General features: G+C 47.8%; 21 protein-coding genes and 1 pseudogene. 14 read left to right on the top strand and 8 right to left on the bottom strand.

What is annotated here, in order from left to right; genetic code table 11:
• Positions 1 to 214 precede the first annotated feature (214 nt).
• From V1499_RS22105 to ybaK, 6 genes and pseudogenes are all read left to right on the top strand, one after another.
• Positions 215 to 2,077 (top strand): GAF domain-containing sensor histidine kinase, encoded by a 1,863-nt coding sequence (locus tag V1499_RS22105; protein ID WP_409272621.1) that lies wholly within the window; start codon positions 215 to 217, stop codon positions 2,075 to 2,077.
• Positions 2,052 to 2,699, top strand: a complete 648-nt coding sequence (locus V1499_RS22100; protein ID WP_409272620.1) for a response regulator — start codon at positions 2,052 to 2,054, stop codon at positions 2,697 to 2,699. The genes V1499_RS22105 and V1499_RS22100 overlap by 26 nt, the downstream gene beginning before the upstream one ends.
• Before the next feature lie 189 nt (positions 2,700 to 2,888).
• Positions 2,889 to 5,372, top strand: coding sequence for a S8 family serine peptidase (locus V1499_RS22095; RefSeq protein WP_409272618.1), 2,484 nt, complete (start codon positions 2,889 to 2,891; stop codon positions 5,370 to 5,372).
• 323 nt (positions 5,373 to 5,695) lie between these two features.
• Positions 5,696 to 8,149 (top strand): S8 family serine peptidase, encoded by a 2,454-nt coding sequence (locus V1499_RS22090; protein ID WP_409272616.1) that lies wholly within the window; start codon positions 5,696 to 5,698, stop codon positions 8,147 to 8,149.
• A 285-nt stretch (positions 8,150 to 8,434) separates the two neighbouring features.
• Complete coding sequence (locus tag V1499_RS22085) at positions 8,435 to 8,890, top strand: hypothetical protein (RefSeq protein ID WP_409272614.1); 456 nt, start codon at positions 8,435 to 8,437, stop codon at positions 8,888 to 8,890.
• Between the two features lie 62 nt (positions 8,891 to 8,952).
• A pseudogene (ybaK, locus tag V1499_RS22080) lies at positions 8,953 to 9,435 on the top strand (Cys-tRNA(Pro) deacylase).
• 64 nt (positions 9,436 to 9,499) lie between these two features.
• Here the strand turns inward: ybaK and V1499_RS22075 are convergent.
• Positions 9,500 to 10,036 carry an HD domain-containing protein gene (locus V1499_RS22075; protein WP_409272613.1) on the bottom strand — a complete coding sequence of 179 codons (537 nt, stop codon included), beginning with the start codon at positions 10,034 to 10,036 and terminating at the stop codon, positions 9,500 to 9,502.
• A 376-nt stretch (positions 10,037 to 10,412) separates the two neighbouring features.
• Here V1499_RS22075 and V1499_RS22070 point away from each other — a divergent pair, with 376 nt between their 5' ends.
• The 3 genes from V1499_RS22070 (at position 10,413) to V1499_RS22060 (ending at position 12,502) form a co-directional block, all read left to right on the top strand.
• A complete protein-coding gene (locus tag V1499_RS22070; RefSeq protein ID WP_409272612.1) occupies positions 10,413 to 11,564 on the top strand; it encodes a PRK06851 family protein in 1,152 nt (383 codons plus the stop codon).
• 28 nt (positions 11,565 to 11,592) lie between these two features.
• A complete protein-coding gene (locus tag V1499_RS22065) occupies positions 11,593 to 12,132 on the top strand; it encodes a hypothetical protein (protein ID WP_409272610.1) in 540 nt (179 codons plus the stop codon).
• A gap of 163 nt (positions 12,133 to 12,295) precedes the next feature.
• The gene (locus V1499_RS22060; RefSeq protein WP_409272608.1) at positions 12,296 to 12,502 is read left to right on the top strand and encodes a hypothetical protein; all 207 of its coding nucleotides are present in this window, start codon (positions 12,296 to 12,298) and stop codon (positions 12,500 to 12,502) included.
• Between the two features lie 401 nt (positions 12,503 to 12,903).
• Here V1499_RS22060 and V1499_RS22055 read toward each other — a convergent pair whose 3' ends face one another.
• On the bottom strand, positions 12,904 to 13,047 hold the full coding sequence (locus tag V1499_RS22055; RefSeq protein ID WP_409272607.1) for a hypothetical protein: 144 nt from the start codon (positions 13,045 to 13,047) through the stop codon (positions 12,904 to 12,906).
• 122 nt (positions 13,048 to 13,169) lie between these two features.
• Between V1499_RS22055 and V1499_RS22050 the strand changes: the two genes are divergently transcribed.
• From V1499_RS22050 to V1499_RS22040, 3 genes are all read left to right on the top strand, one after another.
• Positions 13,170 to 13,664 (top strand): GNAT family N-acetyltransferase, encoded by a 495-nt coding sequence (locus V1499_RS22050; protein ID WP_409272605.1) that lies wholly within the window; start codon positions 13,170 to 13,172, stop codon positions 13,662 to 13,664.
• Between the two features lie 32 nt (positions 13,665 to 13,696).
• Positions 13,697 to 14,365, top strand: a complete 669-nt coding sequence (locus V1499_RS22045; protein WP_409272603.1) for a DNA alkylation repair protein — start codon at positions 13,697 to 13,699, stop codon at positions 14,363 to 14,365.
• Between the two features lie 108 nt (positions 14,366 to 14,473).
• Positions 14,474 to 15,544 carry a PQQ-dependent sugar dehydrogenase gene (locus tag V1499_RS22040; protein WP_409272601.1) on the top strand — a complete coding sequence of 357 codons (1,071 nt, stop codon included), beginning with the start codon at positions 14,474 to 14,476 and terminating at the stop codon, positions 15,542 to 15,544.
• Positions 15,545 to 15,636: 92 nt separating this feature from the next.
• On the opposite strand, the gene V1499_RS22035 is transcribed toward V1499_RS22040, so the two are convergent.
• From V1499_RS22035 to V1499_RS22025, 3 genes are read right to left on the bottom strand one after another with little or no spacing between them, the layout of a single operon-like run.
• Positions 15,637 to 16,287, bottom strand: coding sequence for a TetR/AcrR family transcriptional regulator (locus V1499_RS22035; RefSeq protein ID WP_409272600.1), 651 nt, complete (start codon positions 16,285 to 16,287; stop codon positions 15,637 to 15,639).
• Between the two features lie 21 nt (positions 16,288 to 16,308).
• A complete protein-coding gene (locus V1499_RS22030; protein WP_409272598.1) occupies positions 16,309 to 17,337 on the bottom strand; it encodes an ABC transporter permease in 1,029 nt (342 codons plus the stop codon).
• The gene (locus V1499_RS22025; RefSeq protein ID WP_409272596.1) at positions 17,337 to 18,062 is read right to left on the bottom strand and encodes an ABC transporter ATP-binding protein; all 726 of its coding nucleotides are present in this window, start codon (positions 18,060 to 18,062) and stop codon (positions 17,337 to 17,339) included. Before V1499_RS22025 ends, V1499_RS22030 begins: the two co-directional genes overlap by 1 nt.
• Positions 18,063 to 18,272: 210 nt before the next feature.
• Here V1499_RS22025 and V1499_RS22020 point away from each other — a divergent pair, with 210 nt between their 5' ends.
• Positions 18,273 to 18,713 carry an SRPBCC family protein gene (locus tag V1499_RS22020; protein ID WP_409272595.1) on the top strand — a complete coding sequence of 147 codons (441 nt, stop codon included), beginning with the start codon at positions 18,273 to 18,275 and terminating at the stop codon, positions 18,711 to 18,713.
• A 488-nt stretch (positions 18,714 to 19,201) separates the two neighbouring features.
• On the opposite strand, the gene bshB2 is transcribed toward V1499_RS22020, so the two are convergent.
• The 3 genes from bshB2 to pdxK all read right to left on the bottom strand — a co-directional run bounded on the left by bshB2 (position 19,202) and on the right by pdxK (position 21,318).
• Positions 19,202 to 19,867 carry a bacillithiol biosynthesis deacetylase BshB2 gene (bshB2, locus tag V1499_RS22015; protein ID WP_409272593.1) on the bottom strand — a complete coding sequence of 222 codons (666 nt, stop codon included), beginning with the start codon at positions 19,865 to 19,867 and terminating at the stop codon, positions 19,202 to 19,204.
• A gap of 40 nt (positions 19,868 to 19,907) precedes the next feature.
• Positions 19,908 to 20,255 carry a YojF family protein gene (locus tag V1499_RS22010; RefSeq protein WP_409272592.1) on the bottom strand — a complete coding sequence of 116 codons (348 nt, stop codon included), beginning with the start codon at positions 20,253 to 20,255 and terminating at the stop codon, positions 19,908 to 19,910.
• Positions 20,256 to 20,502: 247 nt separating this feature from the next.
• The gene (pdxK, locus tag V1499_RS22005; RefSeq protein WP_409272590.1) at positions 20,503 to 21,318 is read right to left on the bottom strand and encodes a pyridoxine/pyridoxal/pyridoxamine kinase; all 816 of its coding nucleotides are present in this window, start codon (positions 21,316 to 21,318) and stop codon (positions 20,503 to 20,505) included.
• Positions 21,319 to 21,884: 566 nt separating this feature from the next.
• Here pdxK and fdhD point away from each other — a divergent pair.
• The gene (gene fdhD, locus V1499_RS22000) at positions 21,885 to 22,646 is read left to right on the top strand and encodes a formate dehydrogenase accessory sulfurtransferase FdhD (protein ID WP_316572185.1); all 762 of its coding nucleotides are present in this window, start codon (positions 21,885 to 21,887) and stop codon (positions 22,644 to 22,646) included.
• The last annotated feature ends 43 nt before the right edge of the window (positions 22,647 to 22,689 follow it).

The following is a 22,689-nucleotide window of genomic DNA, read 5'->3' as shown; positions in this document are numbered from 1 at the left end:
TGAATAGGAGGGTGATGAAGAATTTGCGATAATGGCAGTAAACAAACCCGGAATAGGTTTGTCCCAGCATCGGCCAGTGGCATGCCATTTGGCCGGTTTGGGTTTTCCCGCCTTTTTCATCATGAAAGAGGCTTTTTTATTGTACATCGAATGCAAATCACATAAAGTAATATTAACAGAAAATTTAGAATGGGCAGGAAGGGGAACAGGGCGGATGGGAGCAAAGGAGTATCTGAAAAGAAAAGAAAAGATTTCCCGTTATTCCATGATGGGCATATCCGCAGTTGGAGGACTTGTTCTCCTTAACGCTTTGTTCGGAATAAAAGAACCGAATGAACCGTTGATTTTCTGCCTTCTTGTTATCTTCCTGGTTATCATCGAGTTATACCCGATGCCGGTTTGGCGGGGATTTACGACGATCGCATTCCCGATTGTATATGCCATTTATGTCATGCAAGGAATCGACTATGCGCTTTTGGCTTATGCATTCGCCGTCTTTGTGACCAATCTTTGGAAAAGAAGGCCGCTTAGAATCGTTTGTTTTAACCCGGCACAACTGGTCATCAGCCTGTACGGGGCATACTTGCTGGCTGAATGGGTGAGAGCAGCAGCGGGGCTGGACGCAAAGCCGGCTGTTCTTGCTGGCCTGCTCTATATTACCTTTTTCATCATCCCCTTTTACCTGATCAATAATTTATTGGTCGATTTCATCCTCGTTGTCCGCCCACAGCCCTACTCGCTGAAAATGTGGAAGCAAAAAACGCTACAGGAACTGAACAGCCTTGCTGTCTCTTATATTTACCTCGTCCTTTTCATTGTCTTGGGCAATCAGAACAGGGGAGAAATCGATGTTATTTCCTTTTTCTTCTTTTTCTCACCGCTTGTCGGGTTTGCGTTGCTTAGCTCCAACATCGTGAGGCTGAGGAAGGAGAAATCGAAACTGAAAGCCCTTTTCGGCATTTCATCGGAATTGAACAAGAAGATTGCATCAAACGATTGGCTGGGTTTCCTTGGTGACAACCTTCCTGCGTTTATTGATGTGGATGCCTGCATTTTGTGGACAAAGGAAGATGGGCAATGGGTTCGAAAATTTCAATCGGGGCTCATAAATGACGAGGCCGATTTCGACGATAACCTGCTTGATGGATTGTATACAGTCAGGCAACTTGTCATTTACCACAATTCCCGGCGCCAGTCTGGCCCGGCCGCTGCTTTTTTCCATGAAGAAATCCGTTCCAAAATGTACGCTCCGCTGATGCTCGATGAAGAGCTTGTCGGCTTGTTCGTTTTTGGGAGGAGCAGGACAAAAAGTTTTACCGAAGATGACATTCAATCAGCTGTCACCCTCACCAACCAATTGGCGGTGCTAATTAAAACAAAATGGCTTTTCGCCGAGGAGGAAAAGCGTCTCATCCTCGAGGAGCGAAACCGGATTGCCCGGGATATCCATGACGGCGTGGCTCAGACGCTTGCTGGAGCGGTTCTGAATCTGGAAACCGCCGAGCGGAAATTCTCGAAGGCGCCAGAAGACTCTTTAAAATTGATTCAGGAAAGTACCGATAAATTAAGGAAGAGCCTAAAGGAAGTCAGGGAGTCGATTTACGCGCTCCGCCCTTACCCGACTGAAAGGGTCGGCCTGATGACAGCAATCCAGTCAAGGATCCAGGCTGTAAAGAAGGAACATCCGGTTGAAATTGTCCTTGAAAAAAGAGGGACCGAGTTCGAATTAAGTTCTATGACGGAAAAGGTCATATTCGATATTTTCCAGGAAAGCGTACAAAATGCCCTGAAGCATGCGCGGGCGACGAAAATCGAAGTGATGCTGAGCTATCAGCGCGAGAATGTTTTTTTGAAAATAAAAGACAATGGTATCGGATTCTCATTGTTCCAAGCGATGATTAAAGCGAGGAACGAACCCCATTTCGGCATTTTGCATATGAATGAGGCGTCGGAAAAAATCCAGGCCTCCCTCCAGGTGGACAGCAAGGAAGGGGCCGGAACGGAAATCACGCTTACGGTGCCGCGGATGGGAATAGAAGGGGGAGTAATGAATGATCAAGCTTATGCTCGTCGATGACCATGCGGTGTTGCGCGACGGCTTGAAGAATATCCTAGACCTCGAGCACGACATCAAGGTAGTCGGCGAGGCTGTTTCCGGCAAGGATGCGCTTTTGAAAGTGCCTGAAATCATGCCGGATGTCATTTTAATGGATATTAATATACCCGATAAAAATGGGATTGAAGTAACAGGGTTGATTAAGAAGGATTATCCTTCAATTAAAATCCTGATCCTGACGATGTTTGACCACGACGAATATTTTATGTCGGCCATCCGAGAAGGGGCTGATGGCTACCTGCTGAAGGATGCGCCTTCCCAGCATGTTGTTGAGGCCATCCGGTCCGTCGCCCGGGGGCAATCCGTCATCGCGCCTTCGATGACGAAGAAGTTTCTGAGCTTTAACCAGCAGCCGCCGGAACAGCCGAAGGAAAAGAAGGACGATATGCTCACCGAGCGAGAGAAGGAAGTCCTTCTTTGCCTTGTCCAGGGGATGAACAACAAGGAGATCGCCCAGGCACTGTTCATCAGCGATAAAACAGTCAAAATCCATGTTTCAAAAATTTTTAAAAAGCTGGATGTGAAAAGCCGGTCGCAGGTGGTCATTTATGCGGTCCAAAACCAGCTCGTACCACTGCCATAAATCAACAGCCGGGCTTCGAACTGAAGCGCCGGCTTATTTTTTTGGAAAAGCTGTCATGGTACTACTTTTGGCGTATCAAAAATTAGTACCTTTGTGTCCGTTAAATACAGCCTGTGGAGAATAGGACCCCAACATAAACAATGTAATAATAGAATTAAGTTGGAATATTCAAAACAGGGAGGGTATGAAATGAAAAAGGCTTCTTTATTCCTGTCCATTTTTATGATACTGGGACTGTTTTTAAACTCAATCCATTTCGGAGGTTCCGAAAAAGTAAGCGCGGCCGGCACAGCTGTCATCGAGCCAGGCTTACTGAAGAAGCTCGCATCTTCGGTTGAACCGCAGCAGGTCATCGTTACATTCAAGGATGGAGCAGGCGGACAGAACGGCATTTTGGCTCTTTTAGAAAACCTCGGCCTGACAAAGGGCGTCGTTTTTAACGAGCTTCCAATAGCGGGCGTCCTCGCTACAAAGGAACAGGTTGATAGGTTAGCTCAGAACGATAATGTGCTTTCGATTTATCCGAATAAAAAACTACAATATGAAAACAAGGAAGCGACAGAACTCACTGGAGTTGACCGCCTGCGGACCGAGGCGGCTTTTACAAAAGCGAATGGCGGCCTTCCTGTAAACGGGAACGGAATTGGTGTTGTCATTAATGATAGCGGCGTGGATGGCACGCACAAAGACATTGAGTTTGGTGGCCATCTTGTCCAGAACGTCCTCGGGGCAACGAACTTGAACGCCCTGAGCGAATTGCTTCCTGTTACCTGGGTGGAAAATATCCCGAATACGGACTCGAGTTCCGGACATGGCACACATGTCGCCGGGATTGTTGGCGGCAATGGAGCGATGTCAAAAGGTGAGTATGAAGGAGTGGCACCTGGCGCGAAGCTGATCGGGTATGGCTCCGGAGCGGCGGTCGCCATGCTTGATACGCTTGGAGGTTTCGATTACGCACTTACGCATCAGGCTGAATACAATATTCGTGTTATCACTAATTCATGGGGAAGTACAAGCGATGCGGGAACGGATTTTGATCCGTTCGACCCAATCAACGTAGCGACAAAGGCGCTTTACGACCGCGGCATTGTCACTGTATTCTCGGCAGGTAACTCTGGGCCTGGGGATTCGACTATCTCTGGAAACTATAAAAAAGCGCCATGGGTGATCACCGTTGCCGCAGGTACGAAGCAAGGGCAGCTTGCTGAATTCTCTTCCCGAGGCGTGAAAGGGAAAGGCGGTACCGTCGCAGTAGGGTCTGAGACGTGGACGTGGGAAGACCGCCCGACCGTTACTTCGCCGGGGCAATCAATCATCTCGACCAGGGTTCTTGCGCCAGTGGCAGCCCTTGGAGCCACGGATGATGTCGAGCTCATTCCTCCGGCTTATCTGCCATACTATACAACGATGAGCGGGACTTCGATGGCCGCGCCGCATGTGGCGGGAATCGTCGCTTTGATTCTTGATGCAAACCCTGCGCTCTCGCCGCTTGAAGTGAAGAGAATCATTGAGCAAACGGCTACGAATATGCCTGGCTATGAATCGTGGGAAGTCGGGTCCGGGTATGTCAATGCCTACGCGGCAGTGGACGCCGCGCTTAACCAGCGGGTATATGGCTCAATCCTGAATGTGAACAACAATTTCAATTCCAATGCGCAAATGACTACGTCGTCGCAAAATATAACGATTGATTACAGCCCGCTTAACCTGAAAAATGAAGCATCGTTTGTAGTATCGGAGGGCCAAACAGAACTTGTCGCCCGCTTAAACGCCTATGGACTGCTTGGGCAGACAGGGAACACAATCAACCTTGTCCTGACCGCGCCGGATGGCACGAGGCATACTTCGGGAATTTCGGTACTCTTCGCGCTTTATGTTGACCGCACGGTCCAGGTTGTCAACCCGCAGCCAGGCACATGGAAAGTCAGTGTGGAAGGGCTCCAAGGGTCACTTGCCCTTCCGGAAACATTGAATGTTGAACTAGTTACAAAAACGGCTGGAGGCTTTAGCGGTTTGGATGACATTGGCGGGCACCCGGCCAAGTCGGCAATCAAGCTTGCAGTGAGCAAACGGCTCGTTGACGGAAAGAGCACGAAGAAGTTCGAACCGGATGCCGCATTGAAGCGTTCCGAGCTTGCGAAATACCTTGTTATGGGTGCGGGAGTCAGGCAGTTCCTTCCGCTGACAGGCTCGCCAAGTGTTTCCGATGTTAAAGCGGCGGACCTTCCATACATTGAAGCGGTACTCGCTAAAGGCGCCGCGCTTAAAGACGGAAACCAGAACAACCGGGGAGTCATGCTGCCTGTAGGATCAGGGAAATTCTCACCGGATGAAAAAGTAAGCCGCGCGCAGCTGGCCTACTCGCTTGTCCAGGCACTCGGGCTCGAGGAGCAGGCAAATGAGCTGAAAGGGAAGGAACTTACCGTTCAATACAATGGAACGAGGGTGGCGATCCAGGATGCGGCGAACGTTCCTGCTGAACTTCGCGGCCATGTCCAGCTTGCCCTTGACCTGAATATACTGAATGCGTACTTCTCCGTCACACAGGGCCGATTCGACCTAGTGCCAACGATTACAGCAAAATTTGATCCAGGCAAAACAGTAACGCGCGCCGACTACGCGGTAGCCATCACCCGCTACTTCGCAAGCTACCACCCGGCTGCGCTATAAAAGAAAGCCTCCGCTCTTGTCGGGCGGGGGCTTTGTCATATTTTAGGAATGGTCGGGGATTTTTATGGGGAAAGAGATGTTTCAAGACCATTTGGATGAACTTTTAAGTTCGAAACGGTCCTGATCGACTCTCTTACTATTCCCAATTTCCGTAGAAACCTACTACCTTGTCATATGCGACTCTCCTTTTCTATAACTTTTGTATGATTGAAAAATAGTACCTTTTCCAAGCGCAATTAAGCCATTTGCTGAATAGTTGGATGGCTTGAATTTTACGATAATGATAGTAGCAAGAGAATTAACCATTGGAAGGGGATTGCAAAATGAAAAAGTGGTTTTCGGGTCTTGTTAGCCTGCTATTGTTGCTATCTTTGCTGGCGCCAGGCATGGCGAATCCAAAAGCGGCAGGGCTTACGGCGGTAATCGACGGTAAGCTGGCCAAAGCGCTGGAAACGGCAACGGGCAGCCTTCAGGTCATTGTTACATTCGACGGGGAAGGAGCGCCTTCCGACTCGCAGCTTAACGTATTGAAACAGCTCGGCATTACGACTGGCGTAACGATGAAGTCGCTGCCAATCGCCGGGGTCCTCGCAACGAAGGACCAGATCAAGCAGCTTGCGGCGAAAGAAGGAGTAAAGTCGCTTTACCTAAACAGTAAGCTCACTTATTACAACTTTGACTCAACTGCGTTAACAGGCGTTGATAAAGCACGCACGGATGCCGCGATGCAAAAGGCAAATGGCGGACTCCCTGTGACAGGCAAAGGAGTCGGAGTTGTCGTGAATGACAGTGGGGTTGACGGCACACACCGCGACCACGAACTCGGCAAAAACCTCGTCCAGAACGTCCTCGGCAGTATTAACCTGGCAGCCCTGGAACCGGGATTGCTACCGGTTACTTACCTTGAAAACGTCCCGAATACTGACACAAACTCCGGGCATGGCACCCATGTAGCCGGTACGGTTGGTGGTACGGGTGCAAGCTCAAGCGGAAAATATGAAGGAGTGGCTCCGGGAGCGAATATGATTGGCTACGGCTCAGGTGCTGCATTATTCGTTCTCGATGGCCTTGGCGGCTTTGACTATGCCATCACAAACCAGACAAGGTACAATATCCGCGTTATTACAAATTCCTGGGGTTCATCAGGAGATTTCGATCCATTAAATCCAATCAATATCGCAAGCAAGGCCGCGCATGACCGTGGAATTACCGTTCTTTTTGCAGCAGGAAATGAAGGTCCTGGTGAAAATACGCATAATCCATATGCCAAAGCGCCATGGGTCATTTCTGTAGCAGCTGGTGAAAAGGATGGCTCCCTGGCTGACTTCTCTTCCAGAGGAACAAAAGGGGTTGGCGGAACGTTTGAAATGGACGGAGAAACGTACACGTGGGAAGACAGACCGACATTGACAGCACCTGGGGTGGATATCATCTCGACCCGGGTTATCGGTCCGGTATCCTCGCTTGCTGCTGATACAGACGCGACCACGATTGAGCCTGCCTATCTTCCATTCTATACAACCATGAGCGGAACCTCGATGGCAACGCCGCATGTGGCAGGGATTGTAGCGCTACTCCTTGAAGCGAATCCATCCTTGTCACCGGACGAGATTAAAAAGGTTCTTCAGGATACGGCTACAAATATGCCGGGATATGAAACTTGGGAAGTAGGTTCCGGCTATGTCAATGCCTATGCTGCGCTTGAAGCGGTTATGTTCGGAAAGCAGTATGGCAAGACGGTTAATGAATACCAGAAGTTCAATGCCAATATACAGGCGGAAACAGAACGTGTTCCATTTGAGGTATCCTATAACCCACTGCTTCCAAGCCAGTACGAATTCACTGTGCCGGAGGGGATTTCCCAGCTTACAGCACGGATCGATGCATACGGCCTATTGGGCCAGACCGGAAATCCGGTTAACCTGGTGCTGATTGCGCCGGATGGAACGGAGTATAGCTCTGGAGTCAATCTGCTTTTCGCGCTTTACCCTGACAGGACGGCTTCAGTTACATCGCCAAAGGCGGGGCAATGGAAAGCCGAGGTACGGGGCCTGCGTGGAAATGAGCTTAATCCGATTGGCATCGCCCTTCCGGAAACAATTACAGGCAGTCTCGCTTTTACAAAAGTAAGCGGCTTTACGGGGCTAACCGACATCAATGGGCACGCGGCATCTTCAGCAATCCAAATGGCTGTCAATGAAAGGCTCATGGATGGCTATTCCGATGGCACCTTCAAGCCTGACCAATATTTGCTGAGAAAAGAATTGGCCCGTTATCTAGTAATGGGAGCAGGAATTCGCCAAAGCCTGGCCGGTTCAGCGAAAGATACAGCAGCCGCGGATCTTCCATACGCGCTTGCTGTGCTGGCGAAAGGTGCCGCAATCAAGGATGGCAAACTAACGCAAAACGGCGTCATGCGCCTCGATGCAGCTGGGAACTTCAATCCAAACGGAACCGTGACAAAGGCTGAACTCGCCTACACACTTGTTCAGGCGCTCGGACTCCAGCAAATGGCGCTCGACCATACTGGTGATGTTACCGTTCTATACAATAGCAATCGAATCAAGCTTAAAGACAATGCTTCCATTCCGGCAGATCTAAAAGGATATGTACAGGTGGCTCTGGATTTGAATATCCTAAACGCCGCATTCAGCGTAAAACAGGGGCCTTATGACCTGTTCCCGACTGTGGAAGCAGTTTTCGAACCTGGCAAAAAGGTAACCCGCGCCGACTACGCAGTCGCATCATCCCGCTGGTTCCAGGCATGGTTCCAATAAGGCACATCTAAACAAAAAGAGGAGCACCTCGCTCCTCTTTTTGCTGCCATTATCATAAAAAAGGGGTGCCAAGAGGGGGGATTTTCAAAAAGCATGGGCCGCCTCTATTGCTTCATTTGAAAAATGGCCCAGGGTTCGTTCCCATTGCCTCACTTAAGAGAAAGTGAGACAGCAGGCACTTAAGGGCTAAACCAAACGGTTTTTGGAAAAATAGGCAGAAAGAAGGATTTTCTTCTCCGTGTCTATAGGAGTATACTGATTTCCATTATGTGAAAAGGGGCGGAAATGTTGCTAGAGATATATACAAAGATACTTACCCCGCTTCTACTCAAGTCCGGGAGCAAGGCACAAATCAAGCTGGAAGGGCATCATCCCGAATCGAGGCTTGCAGGCGGAAAATACTCATTATCCACTCATACGATCACCCTTTATATTGAAGAAATCAAGGAGCAGTGCATCCAGATATTTGGATCGCTCGTGAACCTGGATCTTTATATCGCAGTTGTATTCGCCCATGAGCTTGGGCATGCGGAAGACAGGGCACTAAGTATTTTGGCAGACCGACTAGAAATGGCCACAACTGAGACCGAGCGGGCACGATTGTCTTTTTTAATCGAAAAAAGGGCCTGGAAATACGCTGAGGTGCTCCTTCAGGGTACCGACCGGAAGTTTAGGAAAAAAATCATCTTCCAATCGCTGCGCCATTATTATGAACAAATTGAGCTGCAGCACGGGGCTTGAATTTTTCAGGCGGAACGCATAGGCTATTCCTATCTGGTTGTACGGTGAAAGGAAGGATAGGCATGGCTGTTTCAAAAACAAATGCAATGCGGCTGCTCGATTCGAAAAAGGCCGAGTACGCCATGTTGTCTTATGAAGTAAGCGATGGCAGAGTGGATGGCGTTTCGGTTGCGGAGAAGATCGGCTAGCCGAAGGAAATGGTCTTTAAAACACTTGTGACCCACGGCGCATCCAAGAATATTTATGTTTTTGTCATTCCCGTTGAGGCAGAATTGGATTTGAAAAAAGCAGCCAAAGCCGTTGGGGAAAAGAAGGTCGAAATGGTGCCTGTAAAGGATATTCAAAAACTGACCGGATATATCCGCGGGGGCTGCTCGCCATTCGGGATGAAAAAACTTTACACCACCTACATAGACAGCAGTGCGGATCAGCTTGATCGGATGATTGTGAGCGGGGGGAAGATCGGGGTTCAAATTGAACTCTCGCCTGATACTCTAAAAGAAATCATACATGCCGAGATAGCAGACCTATCTGGGCAGGGGTAAAAAGGCGCATGACAAAATGCGTCTTTTTTTTTGAGAACAATAAATAAAACCCTGTCCCAACCCATTACGGGTTCTGGCCAGGGTTTTCTTTTTCCAACATTTCATCAATCATCTCATCGAGGCGGATGATGCTCTTTAGCGCGCGGTCGTATTCGATTTTACGGTAGTGGTGCATGCCGCCTTCTTCCTCATCTTTTTCGTCAGCGAGTTTGACGATTTCCTGCATCGGCGTCCGTACGATGTCGTTGGTGGGGAGGAAGGAATCAGTATGAAAGAGGATAGCGAGAGCGATCGTTTTTGCTTTGACAGGGTTTTCGCCGAGCCGGATCAGCAGCTTGTGGGCGCGTTCTGCCCCTTTGATCGCATGGATGTCATTTTTTCGGTACAGCTCGTAATCCCATTTTCCGTTCCTGTACCACGTATAGTGGCCCATATCATGTAAAAACCCTGCCTTAGCGGCTATATCGACGTCCTGGCCCTGATTCCGCGCAAGATTGAAGGAATGGTAGGCGACGGCGATGGCATGCGCCATGCCCGAGCGGTTCAGGAATTTTTGGGCAATCCGGTGTTTGAAAATGTTCTCAAGTGTTACATCCCTCATAGTCCACCTCCGCTTTTAGCAATACTATCATTTTTTCCCCATATATGAAGAAAAAGACTCCCAATTCGGAGTCTTTCCTCAGAAAGATAAGATAGCATTCTTTCACGTTGAGAATTTTCCAGCTTCAGCGCCTAGCCCCTAAGCCGGTTCCCTCCGGAGGGCAGGCCAATCTACGGGCCCATTTTAAGCTTGAAGGGGCTAATCAAGGCGCTTCGGCTTTTCTTGCCATCTATATCAACCGCCTTTTTGGCGGAGGAGTAACACGCTTGGTATTACTATTCCCGCGATGTACCGGTTTAAACGCGTTGCGAAATTTGTTGGAACAAGGCCAAGCCTATTTTTATACTGGGCATTCACCTAACTGAGGGAGGTGCATATGATAGTGGTTGAAACAATCCATTTGTCTGAAAAAAAGGGGTGTGTTCATGTGGCGGGCAGGATCAGGAACTACTTTGCCGGGGGCAATACCGCTAGGGGATTTTACAGTTTATACGAATCGAATCTGCAGGGGCTTGACAGGCTGTTTATCCTGAAGGGAGGGCCCGGTACCGGTAAATCATCATTAATGAAAACCATTGGCAGGGAATGGCATGAACGGGGTTATGACATAGAATACTTGCATTGTTCCTCGGACAATAAATCGATTGACGGAGTCATCATCCCTGCCTTGAGAACAGGCATTGTCGACGGGACCCGCCCCCATGTCATTGAACCGACCGCACCAGGAGCGATTGAGGAATACGTCAATCTCGGCGAAGCGTGGGATTCCGCTGCCCTGCACCGGGAAAAGGAAACGATTATTAAGCTGAACAAGCGCATAGCTGAGGCGTTTAGCATGGCTTATGACACGTTCAAGGAAGCTCTGGCTGTCCATGATGAATGGGAAATGATTTACATTCAAAGCATGGATTTTGAAAAAGCGGATGAACTAACAGGAAAGCTGATTGAGCAGTTTTTTGGAAAAATGAAGCTCAACAAGACGGGCGAGGTCCGCCATCGTTTCCTTGGGGCTGCGACGCCAAAAGGAGCTTTCGACTTTGTCCCCAATCTGACGGAGGATGTCCAGAAGCGTTATTTCATTAAGGGAAGGCCGGGGAGCGGCAAATCGACAATGTTGAAAAAGCTGGCGAAAAGCGGTGAGGAGCGGGGGCTTGATGTGGAGATTTATCATTGCGGTTTTGATCCGCACAGCCTAGATATGGTCATTTTCCGAGAATTGGGAATCGCCATTTTCGACAGTACCGCGCCACATGAATACTTTCCTAACCGGGGCGGCGATGAAATCATCGATATGTACGAATTGCTGTTTCCGAAGGGGACGGATGAAATTTTTGAAGACCGAATCGCTGAAATAGCCGGAAGATACAAAGCAAAGATGAGGGAAGCCACCTCGCATCTCGCAAGGGCAAAAGAACTGCATGACGACCTTGAGAAAATTTATATAGCCGCGATGAATTTTAAAAAGGTGGAAGCCATCCGTGACAGGCTTGCCAGCCAAATAAGGGAAGTTGCAAGAGAGAAGGTATGAAGTTAAATAACTCGGAGGAGGAGTATGAATGGAAGACAACAAGAACGAGTTTTTGTATTGGACAGTGCCCTATCAGGAAGTAGAGGATGACAGGCAATTTCCGCAATTTCCAGGAGGCGGCCAGTTTCCGGGAGGACAGACGGGGGGTCAATTCCCAGGAGGGGGACCAATCGGCCAATTTCCAGGCGGTGGGCAAACTGGGGGACAATTTCCTGGTGGAGGCCTAGGCGGCCAGTTTCCGGGAGGTGGGCAAACGGGAGGACAATTCCCTGGAGGAGGACCGGGCGGAGGTTTCCCTGGGGGAGGGCACGATGGGCCGCCGACTGGGCCGCCGCCTTTTGCAACCCCGCAGGAAGCGTTTGGAGCAACTCCTTTGGCCGTCGATCCGGGTGCAATCCGTTTCTGCTCGCACCGTTTCACCTATATTTGGCTGAACAATGGAAGCAGCTTCTGGTTTTACCCGGTCTTTATCGGACGGACCTCAATTGCGGGCTGGCGCTATAGGAGAAACCGCTGGGTGTTTTATGGGACTGATCTGCGGAGAATTCGGTCGTTCCGATGTTTTTAACTTAGGCAATTTACAGGCGCCGGGGCAACCAGGCGTCTTTTTCTGCCTTTCCTTTGTTTTTTATTAAAAATTATGGGAAAATTAAGAAAATCAATGAATCCTTTTCCAGTTTAATCCGTACAGATAAGTAAGGTAAATACCTGATTACGAAGGAGCGGGTCAAATGAAGAATTTAATGGTATTCAAGCAATGGTTCTTCCTGTTCGGCATTGGTCTGGCACTTGGTCTCCTAGCGGTAATGATAGATGTAGTGTGGGTGAAAAAGGTATTGTGGATTGCTTTGGCGCTCATTGGAGCGGTTGCTATGGGTAAGGCGTTTCAAATGTACGAGTACGGGTTTGATATTTTAGAAAAAAGAAAAAAGAAATAACTCTTCTTAGGGCCGACTCACTATGGATGCGGCCCTAAATTAATTTTATTAACATTTGTTCATTTGTTCACAATTATCGGAGTCAGGGAGGGATGCCTACGTATTATATTGAGTGAGGAAAAACTGAAGAGGAGGAGATTAGGGTGGCACTACGGCGAAGGCCATTATTCCGTATAGTCTTCCTACTATTCCTAGTGATGGGTTTTATTTCTGCTGGTTTAGATCAACTATGGTTAAAAAAATCCATTATCATTTTTTTAACGCTTGTTGTTTTTGCTTTTTCCGATACGGCCAGTGAAATCTACGAGCAAGTGAAGGAGGAGTTAAGAAAGTGACGAGAAACTTGCAGCCCGGCTGCATTCATTTGGCAGCCGGGCATTTCTTTGCTTTTACTTACATAATTATTTCGTTTTTGTCTTTTGGTTTTTATTCCGTTTGTTCCCCTTGCTGTTATCCCCGCTGTTTTCCTCGGCGATTTCCATTTGGTAGTGCCCTGACTCGGGAGAATTTTGGTTCCGGCTGCCCTGGTTGTATTTTTTCGTCAATGCCTGACCCCCCTTTCCTGTTTCCTTTGTAGTTTGGCTGAAGGGAAGTCTTTCATACAAAAGGATATCGCCAATCCGACAGAGAATAGTACTATGAGACAAATTTGATGGAGCTGACAGCAATGGACGTATTTTTACAAAAAACTGGCCCGGAAGACGCCGGAATATTGGCCAATATGTATTCACTCTACCTTCACGACCTCACTGCCTATTCGGATTCATTGAAGGAAAATGAAGAGGGTATGTACGAATTCGACTCTTTCTCTCTTTTTTGGAAAAAGGAAGGGGTCAACCCTTATTTCATTATGGCGGATGGGGAGCGGGCGGGATTCGTCCTACTATTGGAAAAGCCTTTTACAAGAAAAGTGGATTTTGTCATTAATGACTTCTTCGTCTATAATCGGTTCCGGGGAAAAGAGATTGCGATCCGGGCAGCCGAAGCTATTTTTGATGGTAGAAGCGGAAGTTATTTTGTCGCACAGCTTACCCGGAATGAACGAGCGATTGCATTTTGGCGGAAGGTGTATGACAGGTGTGCAATCAGTTATGATGAATACGAGGACGAGGAAGACGGCGAACCGATTCTCTTCCAGGAATTTACTGTTGCTAACCCTTGAACTTTTGAATTCATGTGAAAAGGAAGAGATGCATGGAAAAGTATATTTTACAATTAAAAACTCTTTTTGAAGAGCATCGCAGCCCGGAAAATGCGCTTGCAATGGAAAGGTACATGAAAAACCACTTCCCGTTTCTCGGCATAAAAAAACCGCTCAGGGCTGAGCTTGAAAAAAGGTTTTACACGGAGACCGGGCTGGCGAAAGAGCTGTTTGATGAAAGGTTTATCCGGTTGCTCTGGGAGTTGCCTGAACGGGAATACCAGTATGCCGCCCTTGGATACCTTGCGAAATTCAGCCGTAAGCTGGAACCGCAAGCCCTTGGATTGGCAAAGGAGTTAATTACCGAGAAATCATGGTGGGATACCGTTGATGCCCTGGCGTCAAACCCTGTCGGCGCACTTGCTGCGAGATTTCCTGATTCCATACCATTGGAGATGGATAAATGGGCCGTTTCCGATAATATGTGGCTTAGGAGGACAGCAATCCTGCACCAGTTGAAATACAAGGATGATACGGATGAAAGCCGCCTTTATACATACATCGGGCAAAATGCTGATAGCAGGGAATTTTTTATCCAGAAGGCAATTGGCTGGGCATTAAGGGAATATTCGAAAACGAATCCCGATTCTGTTAGGGAATTCATCCAAAATACGAAGCTTGCCGCGCTTAGCCGGCGCGAGGGCTCGAAGTACCTTGGCTAAACTGGGTGGCGAAGACAGGTTTTTTTAAAAAAAAGCCCTATAAACATGGGCGAAATTGCGCTCATATGGGATGCACGTGGCCGAAATGTACTTAAGGAGTTGAGACCGATGGGGAAGAGAATTACGCTCGTAGTTCTGGCGGCATTGTTACTGGTTGGCTGTGTGAACGAGAGGAAGGCGGAGCCGGGGAAAAAAGCGCCTGAAGACAAGCCTGTTATTTGGAAGGGCAAGGCAGAGGTGATAGACGAAAACCTCCAAATTCCGTGGTCTATCGCAAAATCGGGAGAAACCTTCTACATTTCCGAACGGCCGGGTTCCATTGTGAAAATTGAAAACGGGAAAGCAGAGCGGCAAAGGGTGATGCTGAAGGAAAGGCTTTCTGATGCATCGGAAGCCGGGTTGCTTGGATTTGTCCTCGCGCCTGATTTCCTCTCAACCCAAACGGCTTATGCCTATTATACGTATAATGATTCGGCGGGACAGAAAAACCGGGTGATTGTCCTGTCCCACCGAAATGGAACTTGGTCAGAGGAGAGGACGCTGATAGACGGGCTTCCAAGCGGGCCGGTCCACCATGGCGGCAGGCTGAAAATCGGGCCTGATGGAAAGCTGTACATCACATCGGGTGATGCAGCCAACCCGGAGCTTGCGCAGGACAAGAAAACACTTGGCGGCAAAATACTAAGGATGAACCTGGATGGAAGCATCCCGGACGACAACCCATTTCCGGGCTCATACATCTACAGCTATGGACACCGCAATCCGCAGGGGCTTGCCTGGACGGCAGATGGGACCATGTATGCAAGCGAGCACGGACAGTCCGCCCATGACGAAATTAACCTGATAAGGCCGGGCAAAAATTACGGCTGGCCTGTTATTATGGGGAGCCAGAAGATGCAGGAAATGGAAACGCCCCTCTTCCAATCAGGCGATGTGACTTGGGCCCCTTCAGGTATGGCGGCATATGGCGATAAGCTGTATGTGGCAACATTAAGGGGAAATGCTGTCAGGGAAATCGACCTGGCTGGAAAAAAAACACGCGAATTCGCCACTGGCTTTGGCCGTATCCGTGATGTGCTGATTGAAGATGACTATTTGTATTTCATCAGCAACAATACAGATGGCCGGGGAACCCCAGATGAAACGGACGATAAGCTGTACCGTGTTCGATTAAAATAAGGATTCCTACTGGAAAAAGAGGAAATCGCGGATGAAATGATAAAGAGCTTAAAAGTCAAAAGAGGCTGCACAATCGGCAGCCTCTTTTACTGTTATTTCTGACCCGTTCCAAGCCCGTTCAGGATGAACTGGATTGTCCGCTCTGTTTCAGCCTCGTCATCCCATTCCGATTCCGGGATGATTAAGTATTTGGCGATAAAATAGCCGATGATGGAGGAACCAACCATTCTAAGGGCGCTCATAGGGGGAATATCGATGATTTGCCCCTTTTCCTGATAGTACCTAGCGAGTTTTTCAAATCGTTCAAACAGTTTGGCGGCCACATGCTCCTTAAATTGCTCACGCAGCTCGGGCTGGAATGGGATTTCCTGGACAAGGATGCGGATGATTTGGCTGTTTTTCTCAATGAACTCACGCCTGTTTTCAAACATTGCCCGAAGGAAATCTTCAAATGTATCAAAACGCTTGTTCAGGATCTTATCGAAATCCCGGATGACAAATGGAGCCACTAATTTTGCCATCACAGGTGCCACAATATTGAGCAATAGCTCTTTTTTTGTTTTGTAATGGCGGAAAATCGTCCCTTCGGCAACGCCAGCCTTTTTGGCAATTTCATTGGTAGAGGTTGCCGCATAACCTTTTTCAGAAAAGGATTCAATGGCGGCAACCAGGATTTTCTTTTGTTTATCGGTCAATTCTTCGTCGTTAAAAAGTTCTTCTGTCATTTTTTCCTGGTCAGACATGGCAATCCCCTTTCCGCATAGTTACATCTTCCTGTGCTTTTTTAAAGCAGCGATATTCAAAATCATGAAAATAATCGATAACCCGAACAAAAGAAGCAAGTCGGGATAGATTTCTTTGATTCCGTATCCCCTAACCATCAGGTCACGCATCGCGTCGGCGGCATAATAAAGAGGTGTCAGCGGACCGATCCAGCTGAGCCACTCGGACATCGTTTCCAGGTTGAACAAGCCTGAGAAGAAAACCTGCGGCACGATGACGAGAGGAATGAACTGGATGATCTGCATTTCATTATTCGCAAAAGCCGACAATAGAATGCCAAGCGTTAATGCTGTGAAGGAAAGGAGGAGGATGGTCAAAAGGACGAGCAGGAACGACCCTTCCATCAGCATATCAAGAATGTAGATTCCATACCAGGCGATAATCGTTGCCTGGATGGTTGTAAAAATCCCGAAACCGAATACATATCCCACGACAATTTCCCATCGCCGCAGCGGGCTTGCAAGGAGCCTCTCAAGCGTCCCGCTCGTCCGTTCGCGCAGGAAGGATACCCCTGCGATTAAAAAGACAAAGAAAAACGCGAAATAAGCAAGAAGGACAGGGCCGAAGTAATCAAATTGGCTCATCGTTGCGGAGCCGTGCAAATAATCGACATCAAGTTGCTGTGTATTGGCGTTGGGAATGACCGGTTTGAATGCCTTTTGGACCCAAAGCATGAATGCGCGGTTCGCGGTTGGATCGCTACCTTCAAGCACAATTTCGGGACTTTTCCCTTTGATGGACAGGTATCCATCCAAGCCGCCTTCTTTCAATTCTTTTTCCGCTGACTCTCTGGAACTGTAGTTTTTTATTTTCGCATCATCCAGATCCATTTGTTTCTTTAGCTGATCCGGAAAATCAACGAGCCCAACCTTGGGAATATAATCACTGCCATTAAAAACGAGGTTCAGCATTGTCAGGATAAGGATAGGGGCAAGAATCATCAGTGCCATCGTCCGTTTGTCGCGCAAAAACTGCCTTAAAATCCGGATAACGAGTGCCTTGATTCGCATTATACCGCACCTCCATAAACGAGGAATGCCTGCTCGATTGTATCGGAATCTGTATTTTTCTTGAGCTCCTCCGGCGTTCCAACGGCAATCAGCTTCCCATCGCGGATCATGCCGAGCCTGTCGCATTTCTCGGCCTCATCCATGACGTGGGTCGTGACAATGATGGCAGTGCCCCTTTCCTTCAGCTCATAGAATCGCTCCCAAATATTTTTCCGCAGCACGGGGTCAATCCCCACTGTAGGCTCATCAAGGATTAGAAGTTCGGGTTCATGGAGCAAGGCTGCCGCTAGAGAAAGGCGCCGTTTCATCCCCCCGGAATAATTCGACACAAGCTTGTTCAGGTCGCCGCCCAATTGGACGATTTCCATGACTTCTTCAATTCGCTGTTTCAGCCTTTTCCCACTCAATCCATAAAGCGCACCGAAAAACTCGAGATTGTCTTTTGCGGATAGCTCCTGGTAGAGGGCATCGGACTGGGACATGTACCCCGCTTTTTCAACGAGCTTGAGGGAAGGCATCTTTTCGTTGAACAGCCAGTTTTCACCCTCAGTCGGCAGTTCAAGGCCGATTAGCTGCCGGACAATAGTTGTCTTCCCCGCACCGGAGGGACCGAGCAGGCCGAAGATTTCACCGGGGTAAATATCCAGATTAATAGTGTTCAAGACCTGCTGTTTTCCAAAAGACTTTGAAACGTTTTTAATGGAGACGATGGAGCCGTTTTCCATAGCAATCCACCTTTCTTTATTGGAGTGAGTAATCACTCATTTGTTAAATCTATTTTATGCCAAATTGTTCGTGAATGGAAGTGAGTAATCACTCATTTATGAAAAATAAATTTCGACAATTGTTTCGGTGCTTTTTGCCGCCAGGTTACGAATTTGCAAAAAAACAATATATAATGAAAAAAGAAAAGTATATGAGCGAGGTGCAATTTAGTGGCAGACTTTCAGTCAAGTGTCATCATCCATAAACCAGTTAGCGAGGTATTCCAGTTTGTCAGCAGCATGGACTATATGCCAGAAATCATGCCAAACATTGTCAAAATTGAGAAGCCGGGCCAAGGCCCTTTGAAGCCTGGCGATAAAGTAGTCGAAACACGCATGATTCGAGGCAGAGAAACAAAAAACGAACTTGAAATTCTTGAGTATGAAGAAAATAAATTGTTTTCGTACCGAAGCAATCTGAACGGGCTTCAATCGACTTACCGGTATATCTTTGATGAAATAGAAGAGGGAACCAATGCGCATTTTAAAGCAGATATTAAAACAAGCGGCATTGTCATGGCTCTAACAAAGCGTTTCATTGTCAATATGCTGAAAAGAGAAGACGGCAACCAGATGAAGTATTTGAAGGATGTAATGGAGGAAAATGAGTAAGTTGTTTCCGGATCATGATAGCGGGGGCTATTGCTATCGTGCTTTATGAGAAAGCACCTTGTTTTAAAGACCAATTTAGGATTCTCACAGGAAATGAAGTTTTCTCCGCTTCGGTGTCAGAGTGAGGCGGGGATTCTGACAAGTAATGAAGTTTTCTCTGGTTCGGTGTCAGAATGAGGCGGGGATTCTGACAAGTAATGAAGTTTTCTCTGGTTCGGTGTCAGAATGAGGCGGGGATTCTGACAGGAAATGAAGTTTTCTAGACTTCAGTGTCCAAATGAAGCAGTGATTCTGACAGCAAAAGGAGTTTTCTCAACTTCGGTGTCTAAATGAGTCAGGGATTCTGACAGCAAATGGAGTTTTCTCAGCTTCGGTGTCCAAATGAACAAAGCACCCGATGGCAAACCGCCAGCCGGGTGCTTTTTATGATGAAATGTTAGATCTAAAACTAACTCGTCGAAAAAAGCCGTATCCGCGCTAATAAATGTTTAAAATTTATAGGTCCAAAACCGTTCAACGTTGACCCAAACCATCGTTTGTGGATCCTGGTTCTTCAATTTCTCTTCCATATCCTTTACCATCAGCTGGGTCTGGGAACGGTGTGCTTTTATTGCCTGAAGCTTTATTTCGGCTACCGGAGTGATATCGTGGACAATGTCCGCTTCCCCAAGTTCCTCGACGCAGTTTTTCGCGAACGCGACACAATGGAGCTTTGGCCTCTTCGCCGGAGCGATTTCGCTGACTGCCCTAATAACAGCCCTTCCCGTTGCTTCATGGTCGGGATGGACTGAGTAGCCTGGGTAAAATGTGATGACCAGCGAAGGGTCAACTTCTTTAATAATGGATGATATATCGGCGGCAAGCTTAGCTTCATCCTCAAATTCGATCGTTTTGTCCCTGTAGCCAAGCATCCGCAAATCCTTGATGCCAAGTACCCTCGCCGCTTCCTGGAGCTCTCCCTTTCGAATTAGCGGCAGGGATTCCCTTGTCGCAAAGGGAGGGTTTCCCATATTCCTGCCCATTTCCCCAAGGGTCAGGCATGCATAGGTTACCGGCGTCCCATTCTTTGTGTGGGTGGCGATTGTCCCCGATACACCAAATGCCTCATCATCTGGATGTGGAAAGACTACGAGCACATGGCGTTCCTTTTCCATATACAAATCTCCTTTAGGGTTAGTCTTCATACTTATGGCCTTATTCAAAAGGTGTTGGGCTTACTTGAAGGGCAACCGCGAGTTTCCCGTTGAAATCGTGCCCCGCCATTAAAAGGCGCCCTTTTTCATCCACCTCATAATGCGTAATTCCTTCCGCATATACCCAGCCAAGGGGTATTTTCAGCCCGACGCGATACGGGCCGGTGCCTGTGATTTTGCCGAGTTCATACGTGACTTTGGCGTTTCGGATAAATGCGCCCGATGAAAAGAATGACTGGTCAAAATGGGAAGCATAGGCGCCATTTGTCGTTTCTAGGTGAATGTAAACTTCTTTCCCGCAAAACTTGTCAATCGCGGACTGGACATCTGCCTTTATGACTGGTTCCAACTAAATCCCCCTTCCCCGCAGATCGGCTCTGCTTTTTTATTAGAGTCCTTTAATCCTTTTATCATACTAAAAACTGGATTGGAATGCGAAAGCATTGCACTTGGTTAAATGTCCCGTAAAACAACAACGGGCCGGAAGCAATCCCGGCCCGTTGATTGAATGCCGCCAAAGCCAGCCATTAGGCCAGGAGCAGCTGTAATCGGACGAATGTAAAGCATATTGTCCCAACTCTTACGCAATTATGTCCTTATGCGTTTTTATGAAGGTTTCTGAATTCGCCCTGCCAGGTAGGCCCAACATACTCATTAAGCCTGAAACCGTGTTTGATGGCTTCTGTAATGAAAGCCTTAGCCGTATCGATTGCGTGCTCCACTTCCTGTCCTTTCGCAAGGCCCGCGGCAATCGCGGCGGAGTATGTGCATCCTGCCCCGTGGGTGTAGGTTGTTTCGATTTTATCCGTTTCGTAAAGCTTATAGTTTTTGCCGTCGAACAGTAAATCCATTGCCTTGCCTTCATGTTCGAATTTGCTTCCGCCCTTGATGACGACATATTTGGCGCCCTGCTCATGGATAATGGCTGCCGCCTGCTTCATTTGGTCCAAATTGCGAATCGGGCCTGTCTTTGCAAGCTGTCCAGCTTCAAATAGGTTCGGAGTTACAACTGTCGCGCGCGGGACAAGCAGCTCGCGCATTACATCGGTTGTTTCGGGGTTGAGGACTTCATCTTCACCCTTACAGACCATCACCGGGTCAATCACAACTTTGTCAAGCCTGTTTTCATCCATTACTTTTGCAGAGAGTTCAATGATTTCTACCGTTCCGAGCATTCCTGTTTTCATGGCGTCGATTCCTGTCGAAAGAATCGTTTCCAGCTGTGTCTTCAGTGTTTCAACAGGCAGCGGATGAACTTGATGGTGCCAGCCCTCCGGCTTCATCGTGACAATTGTTGTCAGCGCGGTCATTCCGTAGACGCCAAGCTCCTGGAATGTTTTCAGGTCGGCCTGGATGCCTGCGCCGCCACTTGTATCTGAACCGGCAATGGTCATTACTTTTTTGATCGACATACTGTTGCCTCCTTGTACTTGGATGTAGGACGGATTTCCATTCATCGTTCCGATCCAAAATCCTCCGATTAATATAATTCATTCCTCATTTTACTCAGGATGATGCACTTTTGTAAAGAAATCGCGAAGGATTCTTTTCGGGTAGCGAAAGATGTTACGTTTTTTTGACATTGAGTGGCGGCGTGATAATTATTACTGCAACTCCCCCATTTTAGTCTTACTCTGATAGAAAGAGGAATGTTTGAAGAGTGGTAATGTTTGAAACTCCCACAAGGAATAAGGAACCCGTTCTTCCCATACCTACGGTGAATATCTTAAAGATTCATAAATTGTTCAAACAAAATCCACATATATGTAAATGAATTGTCAAACCTCCGCCACCATTTTTCAAAAAAAATCCAAAAATTTTATTCGCAATCGTTTCGTTTTCCTTTGATACCAAGGGATTGCCTTAACAAGGCGTCCAAAACCCATAATGTGATTTACATCACAGTTAAGATGGTTGTTCATTCCTACAATAAAAATTGGTAAAGACTTTTGCCAGAACATACAAGGGAGGAAAGGCAATGAACAGAAAAAGCTGTCCCGATGAGTACCCTATAAATCTTTCGGTCAATGGCTATGAAATTGCCGTTTTCCAGTTGACGAACTCCGATTTGGAGGATTGGGCTTACGGTTATCTCTTTTCCGAAGGGATGATTGAATCCGCGGATGATATAGAGCAAGTACTTTTCCACGAGGGCAATGCAACCCTTCAAGTAACACTAACCAATTCTTTTGACGGCGAGAAAATGTTCTCGAAGAAAAAGCATTATACCGCAGGATGCGGGCGGGGGGTAACGTTCTTTTCGATGACGGATGTGAAACAGTTTGAAAAAGTCCGTTCCAAACAGAAATATCCGTTAAGCTACCTTCTGAAGAAACGGGCGGAATTCGCCCAATGCTCGACGCTTTATTTGGAAACAGGGGGCATGCATGGCGCCTGCATCATCAATGAAGACGGCTCCATGGTTGTCCGGGAAGACATTGGCCGCCACAATGCTGTGGACAAGATAATCGGTCATGCAATCAGGAACCGGCTCAGTCCGGAGAAGCTGATTCTCCTGACAACAGGAAGGGTTTCCTACGAAATGTTATCAAAGGCAGCAAAATTTGGCTTCGCCGTCATCGGATCGAGGACCGCCGCAACAAAACAGGCTGTCCAGTTAGCCAAATATTTAAATATAGAGGTTGTAGGCTATTTAAGAGGGAAAATGGCCGTCATTTATACCTCGGCAGGAAGGGTCCACAGCGACCTCAGGGAGACTGCCGCTGCAGAAGTTAATTGAAAGGAGGCAGCAGTGAAGGACGATTCACCAGTTTGAATCTGGA

The organism is Neobacillus oceani, assembly GCF_046237595.1.
Lineage (GTDB): Bacteria > Bacillota > Bacilli > Bacillales > Cytobacillaceae > Bacillus_D > Bacillus_D oceani.
Note: the sequence above shows the minus strand (reverse complement) of the source record. Positions and strands in the feature narration are given on the sequence as shown.

What these genes read in the sequence shown, in the direction of transcription:
- V1499_RS22105 (WP_409272621.1), top strand. Translation starts at nt 215, where the DNA reads ATGGGAGCAAAGGAGTATCTGAAAAGAAAAGAAAAGATTTCCCGTTAT.
- V1499_RS22100 (WP_409272620.1), top strand. Translation starts at nt 2,052, where the DNA reads ATGATCAAGCTTATGCTCGTCGATGACCATGCGGTGTTGCGCGACGGC.
- V1499_RS22095 (WP_409272618.1), top strand. Translation starts at nt 2,889, where the DNA reads ATGAAAAAGGCTTCTTTATTCCTGTCCATTTTTATGATACTGGGACTG.
- V1499_RS22090 (WP_409272616.1), top strand. Translation starts at nt 5,696, where the DNA reads ATGAAAAAGTGGTTTTCGGGTCTTGTTAGCCTGCTATTGTTGCTATCT.
- V1499_RS22085 (WP_409272614.1), top strand. Translation starts at nt 8,435, where the DNA reads ATGTTGCTAGAGATATATACAAAGATACTTACCCCGCTTCTACTCAAG.
- V1499_RS22075 (WP_409272613.1), bottom strand. Translation starts at nt 10,036, where the DNA reads ATGAGGGATGTAACACTTGAGAACATTTTCAAACACCGGATTGCCCAA.
- V1499_RS22070 (WP_409272612.1), top strand. Translation starts at nt 10,413, where the DNA reads ATGATAGTGGTTGAAACAATCCATTTGTCTGAAAAAAAGGGGTGTGTT.
- V1499_RS22065 (WP_409272610.1), top strand. Translation starts at nt 11,593, where the DNA reads ATGGAAGACAACAAGAACGAGTTTTTGTATTGGACAGTGCCCTATCAG.
- V1499_RS22060 (WP_409272608.1), top strand. Translation starts at nt 12,296, where the DNA reads ATGAAGAATTTAATGGTATTCAAGCAATGGTTCTTCCTGTTCGGCATT.
- V1499_RS22050 (WP_409272605.1), top strand. Translation starts at nt 13,170, where the DNA reads ATGGACGTATTTTTACAAAAAACTGGCCCGGAAGACGCCGGAATATTG.
- V1499_RS22045 (WP_409272603.1), top strand. Translation starts at nt 13,697, where the DNA reads ATGGAAAAGTATATTTTACAATTAAAAACTCTTTTTGAAGAGCATCGC.
- V1499_RS22040 (WP_409272601.1), top strand. Translation starts at nt 14,474, where the DNA reads ATGGGGAAGAGAATTACGCTCGTAGTTCTGGCGGCATTGTTACTGGTT.
- V1499_RS22035 (WP_409272600.1), bottom strand. Translation starts at nt 16,287, where the DNA reads ATGTCTGACCAGGAAAAAATGACAGAAGAACTTTTTAACGACGAAGAA.
- V1499_RS22030 (WP_409272598.1), bottom strand. Translation starts at nt 17,337, where the DNA reads ATGCGAATCAAGGCACTCGTTATCCGGATTTTAAGGCAGTTTTTGCGC.
- V1499_RS22025 (WP_409272596.1), bottom strand. Translation starts at nt 18,062, where the DNA reads ATGGAAAACGGCTCCATCGTCTCCATTAAAAACGTTTCAAAGTCTTTT.
- bshB2 (WP_409272593.1), bottom strand. Translation starts at nt 19,867, where the DNA reads ATGGAAAAGGAACGCCATGTGCTCGTAGTCTTTCCACATCCAGATGAT.
- pdxK (WP_409272590.1), bottom strand. Translation starts at nt 21,318, where the DNA reads ATGTCGATCAAAAAAGTAATGACCATTGCCGGTTCAGATACAAGTGGC.
- fdhD (WP_316572185.1), top strand. Translation starts at nt 21,885, where the DNA reads ATGAACAGAAAAAGCTGTCCCGATGAGTACCCTATAAATCTTTCGGTC.